General features: G+C 71.3%; 5 protein-coding genes. 1 reads left to right on the top strand and 4 read right to left on the bottom strand.

The features are described from left to right. Nucleotides 1-142 precede the first annotated feature (142 nt). Both AB0J36_RS27795 and AB0J36_RS27790 read right to left on the bottom strand, forming a co-directional pair. Nucleotides 143-1477: an endo-1,4-beta-xylanase gene (locus AB0J36_RS27795; protein ID WP_363661322.1), complete on the bottom strand. Its 1335-nt coding sequence runs from the start codon at nt 1475-1477 to the stop codon at nt 143-145. Nucleotides 1478-1580: 103 nt separating this feature from the next. Next, nucleotides 1581-2921 (bottom strand): PHB depolymerase family esterase, encoded by a 1341-nt coding sequence (locus AB0J36_RS27790; RefSeq protein WP_363661321.1) that lies wholly within the window; start codon nt 2919-2921, stop codon nt 1581-1583. A gap of 309 nt (nt 2922-3230) precedes the next feature. Between AB0J36_RS27790 and manD the strand changes: the two genes are divergently transcribed. Next, nucleotides 3231-4439: a D-mannonate dehydratase ManD gene (gene manD / locus AB0J36_RS27785; RefSeq protein ID WP_363661320.1), complete on the top strand. Its 1209-nt coding sequence runs from the start codon at nt 3231-3233 to the stop codon at nt 4437-4439. Between the two features lie 46 nt (nt 4440-4485). On the opposite strand, the gene AB0J36_RS27780 is transcribed toward manD, so the two are convergent. Further along, nucleotides 4486-6606, bottom strand: coding sequence for an alpha-glucuronidase (locus AB0J36_RS27780; RefSeq protein WP_357398873.1), 2121 nt, complete (start codon nt 6604-6606; stop codon nt 4486-4488). A gap of 43 nt (nt 6607-6649) precedes the next feature. Then, the gene (locus tag AB0J36_RS27775; protein WP_363661319.1) at nt 6650-7339 is read right to left on the bottom strand and encodes a hypothetical protein; all 690 of its coding nucleotides are present in this window, start codon (nt 7337-7339) and stop codon (nt 6650-6652) included. Nucleotides 7340-7471: the final 132 nt, after the last annotated feature.

The following is a 7471-nucleotide window of genomic DNA, read 5'->3' as shown; positions in this document are numbered from 1 at the left end:
CCGCCCCCACCCCCCCCCACCCCCCCCCGGCCCCCCCCCCCCGCCCGCGGTGAGCATGTGGTTGGCGTCACGACACGCCGGGGCCGGTGACGCAAACCTCTTGATCACGAGGGTAAAGCGGGGGTGGGGTTGGGGGTTGGGGTTAGGTTGTTGCGCAGGTTGGGGTTGGGGTGCCGGCGGTGCCGGTGCCCTGGAAGCCGAACTCGGTGGACTGTCCGGCACCGACCTGGCCGTTGTAGGAGACGTTCCTCCAGGTCGTCGTACCGGTGCTACCGCTGTTGGTGGCGCTCCAGGCGTTGGTGACGGTCGCCCCGGACGGCAGGTCGATCGTCACGGTCCACCCGTTGAGAGCCGACGAGCCGGCCGTCACCCGTACGTTCGCCACGAAGCCGCCGTTCCACTGGTTCACCGTCACCGAGGCGGAGCAATCGCCCTGTCCCGGCGGCGGGGTCGTGGGCGGCGGCGTCGTGGGTGGAGGCGTCGTGGGTGGAGGCGTCGTGGGTGGTGGAGTCGTCGGTGGTGGGGTCGTCGGGGTGGTGCCGTTGTTGAGCGCGGTGAGCACGGCGTCGTACGCGGGCTTCTTCTGCCCGCTGTTGTTGAACAGCAGCGGCGACTGGTAGGACCGCCACGAGTCGCTGTCCCGGATGCCCCACACGGTGATGCCGTTGCAGCGGGCCACCGCGAGGCAGTCCTCGACCACGCTGCGGTACGTGTTGGCCGGGGCGCCCTCGATGTCCAGCTCGGTGATCTGCACGTCCACACCCAGGGCCGCGAAGCTCGACAGTGTGGTGCGGTAGTTGCTGACGTACGGGGAGTCGCTGTTGAAGTGCGACTGGAAGCCGACGCAGTCGATCGGCACGCCACGGGACTTGAAGTCGCGGACCATGTTGTAGACGCCCTGGGTCTTGGCCCAGGTCCAGTTGTCGATGTTGTAGTCGTTGTAGCAGAGCTTCGCGCCCGGGTCCGCGGCCCGCGCGGCGCGGAACGCCGCCTCGATCCAGTCGTTGCCGGTGCGCTGGAGGTTCGAGTCGCGCCGACCGCCGGAGTTGCCGTCGGCGAACGCCTCGTTCACCACGTCCCAGGAGTAGAGCTGCCCCCGGAAGTGCGTGGCGACCTGCGTCACGTGGTTCAGGATCGCCTGCCGCAGGGCGCTTCCGCTCATGCCCTGCATCCAACTCGGCTGCTGGGCATGCCAGGCGAGGGTGTGACCGCGTACCTGCATGCCGCGGCTGCGGGCGTGGTTGACGATCTGCTCGGCCGAGCCGTAGCTGAACCGGTTCTGCTGCGGCTCGGTGGCGTCGATCTTCATCTCGTTCTCGGCCGTCACCATGTTGAACTCACGGTTCAGGATCGTGGTGTACGTGCTGTCCGAGAGCTTGAAACCGGCCACCGCCGTACCGAAGTAGCGGCCCTTCTCGGCGGCGGACGCGCCGAGCGTGGTCCCGGCGGCGGCGGGCGCCGTCAGGACCAGCGTCATGCCGGCGGCGAGCGCGCCCGCCCCGGCCAACGCGACGGCGGCTCTCGACGCCGCCCTCCATCTCGCGTTTCCCATTCGTGCAGCTCCTTCTACTGAAAGGGAGTCAGGCGATCGAGCAGGTGGCCCCGTTGAGGGCGAAGGCCGTGGGCTTGCCGGTGTCGCCGGTGTGGGTGGCCTGGAAGCCGATCTCGACCGACGTGTTCGGGGCGATGGTGCCGTTGTAGGAGACGTTGCGGGCCGTCACCGCGCCGCTGGTCGGGGAGTAGGCGGCGTTCCAGCCGCCGGTGATGGTCTGGCCGCCGGGCAGCGTGAAGGTCAGCGCCCACCCGTTCACGGCCGTCGCGCCGGTGTTGGTGATCCGCACGCTCGCGGTGAGCCCGTTGTTCCAGGCGTTGACCGTGTAGGTGACCCCGCAGGCGCCCGCGCTGGGCGGCGGCGTGGTCGGCGGAGGCGTCGTCGGCGGCGGGGTCGTCGGCGGAGGCGTGGTCGGGGGCGGGGTCGTCGGCGGAGGCGTCGTCGGCGGGGCGGTGCCGTCCAGGCCGAAGAAGCGGATCACCTGCGCGGCGTCGACGGGGATGTTGTGCGTGACGCCCTGCATGCTGATCGCCTCGACCGGGGCCATCGGGCCGCTGCTGCCGTACCGGGTGCGGGTGTAACCCGACTGCGGGGAGTCGGTGTACGTCGGGGTCTGGCTCAGACCGTGCACGTTGGTCCACTGCTTGACCTGCTCACCGAAGTTCGGGTAGCGCAGGGTGTCGTCGCTCGTGCCGTGCCAGATCTGCATCCGCGGCCGCCGGCCGCTGTAGCCGGGGTACGCCCCGCGGACCAGGTCCCCCCACTGCTGGGCGGTCTTGATGGACTGCCCGTTCGCGCACTGGCTGTTCCATTCCGAGCTGCCCCCGGTGGCGAAACAGGCGAACGGCACCCCGGCGAAGGACGCGCCGGCCGCGAACACGTCCGGGTAGTCACCGAGCATGACGTTGGTCATCATCGCGCCCGACGAGGTGCCGGTGGCGAAGACGCGGTCCGGGTCGGCGGAGTACCGCTGCTTGACGTAGTCGATCATCGAGACGAGTCCGACCGGATCGCTGCCCCCGCCTCGGCGCAGCGCCTGCGGCGAGGCCACGTCCCAGCACTTGCTGCTGCGGGTCGCCGACGGGTAGATGACGATGAAGCCGTACCGGTCGGCGAGGGAGGCGTACTGCGTGCCGGAGTAGAAGGCGGGGCCGGTGCCGGTGCAGTAGTGCAGGGCGAGCAGGATCCCCGGGCGGGATGCCACCCGGTCCGGGACGTACAGGTGCATCTGGAGGTTTGTGGGGTTGTTGCCGAAGCCGGTCACCTGCGTGAGAGTCGCGGCCGACGCGGGCGTGGCGAACGCCAGCGCGGCGGCGGCGACCGTCGCGACCGCGGTGAGGACGCCGAGCAGCCTTGTCTTCAGTGTCATGGTTCGCGATTCCTCGGGAGAATGGCGCATGGAAGGGGGTTAGTCGAGGACTGCCCTTCGCCCGACCGTGACCGCGGCTCGCGTGACCGATGTCAGCTTCGATCGAGGTCGCTCGATTGTCAAGGATTCCGGAAACCTTTCGGCGCAAGGGATTGCGCGGTCACCTGCGCACGTGCCAGGGGTCGCGGGGCCGTTCGCCACCTGCCCGTGGCGGGCTATTATCGGCAGGTTCCCGATAACCAGACCGTCCTCGCGTGCACCCCCCTGCGAGCGTCCTCACCCGACTCCCGCGGGCACGAAGGAGATCGAGTGAAGATCGTCGACGCCCGGGTCATCGTGACCTGTCCGGGCCGCAACTTCGTCACCCTCAAGATCGTCACTGACGAGGGCGTCACCGGAGTCGGTGACGCCACCCTCAACGGTCGGGAGCTGGCCGTCGCGTCGTACCTGCGCGACCACGTGGCGCCGCTGCTGATCGGCCGGGACCCGGCCCGGATCGAGGACACCTGGCAGTACCTGTACCAGGGCGCGTACTGGCGGCGCGGCCCGGTCACTATGAGCGCGATCGCCGCGGTGGACACCGCCCTGTGGGACATCAAGGGCAAGGTGGCGGGCCTGCCGGTCTACCAGCTGCTCGGCGGCCGGTCCCGCGGGGGCGTCACCGTGTACGGCCACGCCAACGGCGAGACCGTCGAGGAGGTGCTGGTCGAGGTCGCCCGCTACGTCGACCTCGGCTACCGGGCGGTCCGGGTGCAGTGCGGTGTGCCGGGCCTGCCCAAGACGTACGGGGTCAGCGCCGACAAGCTCTTCTACGAACCGGCCGACGCCGCCCTGCCCAGCGAGGCGACCTGGTCGACGCAGCGCTACCTGTCACACGTGCCGGGCGTGTTCGCGCGGGTCCGTGACGAGTTCGGCCCCGACCTGCGGCTGCTGCACGACGTGCACCACCGGCTCACGCCGATCGAGGCGGCCCGGCTCGGCCGCAGCCTGGAGCCGTACGCGCTGACCTGGATGGAGGATCCGGTCCCCGCCGACCTGCAGGAGGGCTTCCGACTGATCCGGCAGCACACCACCACGCCGATCGCCGTGGGCGAGGTGTTCAACAGCGTCATCGACGCCGCTCAGCTCATCCGCGAGCAGCTCATCGACTACATCCGGGCCACGGTGGTGCACGCCGGAGGCATCACCCACCTGCGGCGCATCTTCGACCTCGCGGCGCTGCACCACGTCCGCAGCGGCTCGCACGGCGCCACCGACCTGTCGCCCGTCTGCATGGCCGCCGCGCTGCAGCTCGACATCTCGATCCCCAACTTCGGCCTGCAGGAGTACATGCGGCACACCGCGCAGACCGACGAGGTGTTCCCGCACGGGTACCACTTCGCCGACGGCTACCTGCACCCCGCCGAGACGCCCGGGTTGGGCGTCGACATCGACGAGGAGGCGGCGGCCCGCTACCCGTACGCGCCCGCGTACCTGCCGGTGAACCGGCTGGAGGACGGGACCGTACATCCCTGGTGAGCACGCCGGCGCCGGTGCTCCGGCCGGCCCGATCGGGCCGGCCGGATCAGAAGATGCGCCGCCCCCGCGCGTCGGGCACCCCGGACTTGCGGAAGAAGTACGTGTTGATCTGATCCCGCCACTCGGTGGCGCTGCGCACCTGCTCGTCGAGGCGCTCGGCCACCCGCTCGTACACGGCCGGGTCGATCATCCCGTTCAGGGTCTGCCACCGGCGTCGCATCACCGCCACCTCCTCGACGCCCGCGAAGTGGGTGTCGTAGATGTGCTGGATGACCGTCGACCCGCTGTGCAGGACGTGGTCGTACGGGACGTGGTGGAAGAAGAGCAGCAGCTCGTCCGGGCAGGTCACCGGCGACTCGTACACGTCGGCCCAGTACGGCGGGTACTGGCCGGCGAAGCCGGTGCCCGTGGCGCGACTGCGGTCCACGCCCACGCCGTCGCGGTCGGCGAAGTGGTAGGTGCCCCACCGCGAGTACTCGTACCCGTCGACGTCGGGGCCGTAGTGGTCGCCGGGGTGGACCATGAAGCCGACCCCCAGCGGGGCGGTGTACCGCTCGTAGGTACGCCACGAGTCGTCCATGATCTCGTGCAGCGTCCGCCGGACCAGCTCCGGGTCGGCGGTCGCCGACGGCGGGAACGTCAGCGTCATCCACTCGTCGAGGACCGCCGTCGGGTCGAGCCGCGGGTCCCAGGCGAGCCGGCCGACCGTGTAGAGGTTGGCCTGGGCCAGCGGATGCCCGGTCCAGAAGGCGTCGTCGCCGGTGTTGGCGACGGCGACCAGGCCGCCGCCCTTGCCGGCCTCGCCGGTGACCACGTCGGCGATGGTGCGCCCGCCGGGGCCCCACGGCGCGAAGCTCAGCACCTCGCCCCAGCACGGGCCGAGGTGGCAGACGTGTCGCTGCTGGCCCGTGTACTCCTGGGTGACCTGCACCTCCACCGCGACCCGGGTGGCCGGCATGGCGGCGAGCACCGGCGAGACCGGCTCGCGCGTCTGGAAGTCCACCGGACCGAACTTCACCTGCAGGACCACGTTGGTACGGAATCGTCCGTCGAGTGGGGCGAAGTGGTCGTACGCGGCGCGGGCGCGGTCGGTGGACCGGTCCCGCCAGTCCTGGTGGTGGTTGTAGACGAACGCCCGCCAGTGCACCACTCCCCCGTACGGGGCGAGGGCCTCGGCGAGCAGGTTCGCACCGTCGGCGTGGTCCCGCCCGTAGCTGAACGGGCCGGGTTGCCCCTCGGAGTCGGCCTTTACCAGGTAGCCGCCGAAGTCGTCGATGCGCTCGTAGACGCGCCGGGTGGCGGCCGCCCACCAGGCGCGTACCTCCTCGTCGAACGGGTCGGCGGTGGGCAGTCCGCCGAGGACCAGGGGCGCGGCGAAGGTGACCGACAGGTGCACCCGGATGCCGTACGGGCGCAGCGCGTCCGCGATCTGGGCCACGTCACCGAGCCGGTCGGTGAGCAGCAGCGCCTCGGCCCGACCCACGTTGACGTTGTTCACCGAGATGGCGTTGATCCCGCTGGCCGCCAGCAGCCGCCCGTACTCCCGGATCCGGGCCAGGTCCCCGCGCGGACGGCCACCGGCCCAGAAGATCGAGCCGCCCGCGTACCCCCGTTCGACCTGGCCCATCACCGGGTGCACGGCCACGTTGTCCCAGTGGTTGAGCATGCGGCGGCGCAGCGCGGGCCGGTGCAGCTCGGGTGGGCGGGCCGGGTCGAAGGCCGCCGCACAGAGCCGTACGACGTGGAACAGCCCGTAGAGGAGGCCGGCGGGCGCGTCGGCCAGCACGACCGTCGTCTCACCGCTGCGGGCCAGCAGGAAACCCTCGTCGCCGAGCGTCTCACCGAGGTCGGCGAGCGCCGCCTCCCCCGCCGCGCGGGCCGCCCGCACCGCCGTGCTGGGCAGCTCGGGTGCCCCGCGCAGGGCGAGCACCACGTCGACGTCGACGTCCCAGGACGGGGAGTGCCAGACCCGTCCGCCGTAGCGCGTGCAGGCGCGCGTCACCTCGTCGAGAACGGTGTCGACGAGCAGCCCGTCGCCGTGCACGAGGACGCGCCGCGCGCCGAGGGCCCGGAACGCCTCCGGTGGCAGCCAGGCGGGGTGTACGCGGGGATCCTCGACGTCGTGCGGCTCCGCCACGAACACCGGATCCTCCAGGTCGGCGTTCACGCGACCCCCCGCGTGACGATCACCTCGGCGGTCGTGGAGCGGCTCATGCGGTGAACTCCTTCCGGATCAGGTGGACCATCGGGTCGGCGACACGGAGAATTCCGAGGGCCAGGACCGAGGCGAGCAGCACCGGCACCGCCTCGGAGAAGACCGCGGTGATCCCGGCCGCCGCCGCGAGCAGCAGGGCGTTGCCGGCGGTGACACCGGGGGTACGGACGAGGAAGTGCACGGCCAGGCGCAGGACGTCACGGGTGCGGAACTCGAACAGCGAGGTGATCACCAGCGCGTTGAGCGCGCAGAGGGTCACCCCGACCGCGACCGCGATCAGCGGGGCCACCCACCAGCTCGGTAGGCCGATCGCGTCACGGTAGGCGAGGTTCAGCGCGAGCACCGTCAACCACAGCAGCGTCGGCGTCCAGACCCGCAGCGCGCCCCCGGCGTTGCCACGGTAACCCCGCCAGAACAGCGCGGCGGGCCGCAGGTCGGTCAGGTCGGGTCGCTGGTGGCGCAGCGCGTACAGGGCGGCGGAGGCCGCCGGTCCGACCGGCGTCAGCAGCAGCGCGACCAGCGGCAGGTTGCTGGGGTCACGGTCGAGCAGCAGCAGCGGGAGCAGGGCCGGCACCGTGGTGAGAAGGAGCAGCGCCTCGACCACGAGCAGGATGTAGACGCGGGACGCGAACCGGGACAGGGGTCCGTCGCCGATCTGCCGCCCGGCCTGCGCGGCGTCGTTCACTGTCCATCTCCTCCCAGGTCCGGCGGTCGGTCGCACGCGGGGGTGCCGAGGTCGGCCCCGCCCGTGCCCCGCACCCCACCCCCCCACAGCCCACCCAAAGTCCGACAGGGAGCGCGACGAACCCAAGATAAC

The sequence above is a fragment of the Micromonospora sp. NPDC049662 genome (assembly GCF_040675055.1).
Taxonomy (GTDB): domain Bacteria; phylum Actinomycetota; class Actinomycetes; order Mycobacteriales; family Micromonosporaceae; genus Micromonospora.
The sequence above is the reverse complement of the archived record's forward strand: the minus strand, read 5'-3'. Positions and strand labels throughout refer to the sequence as shown.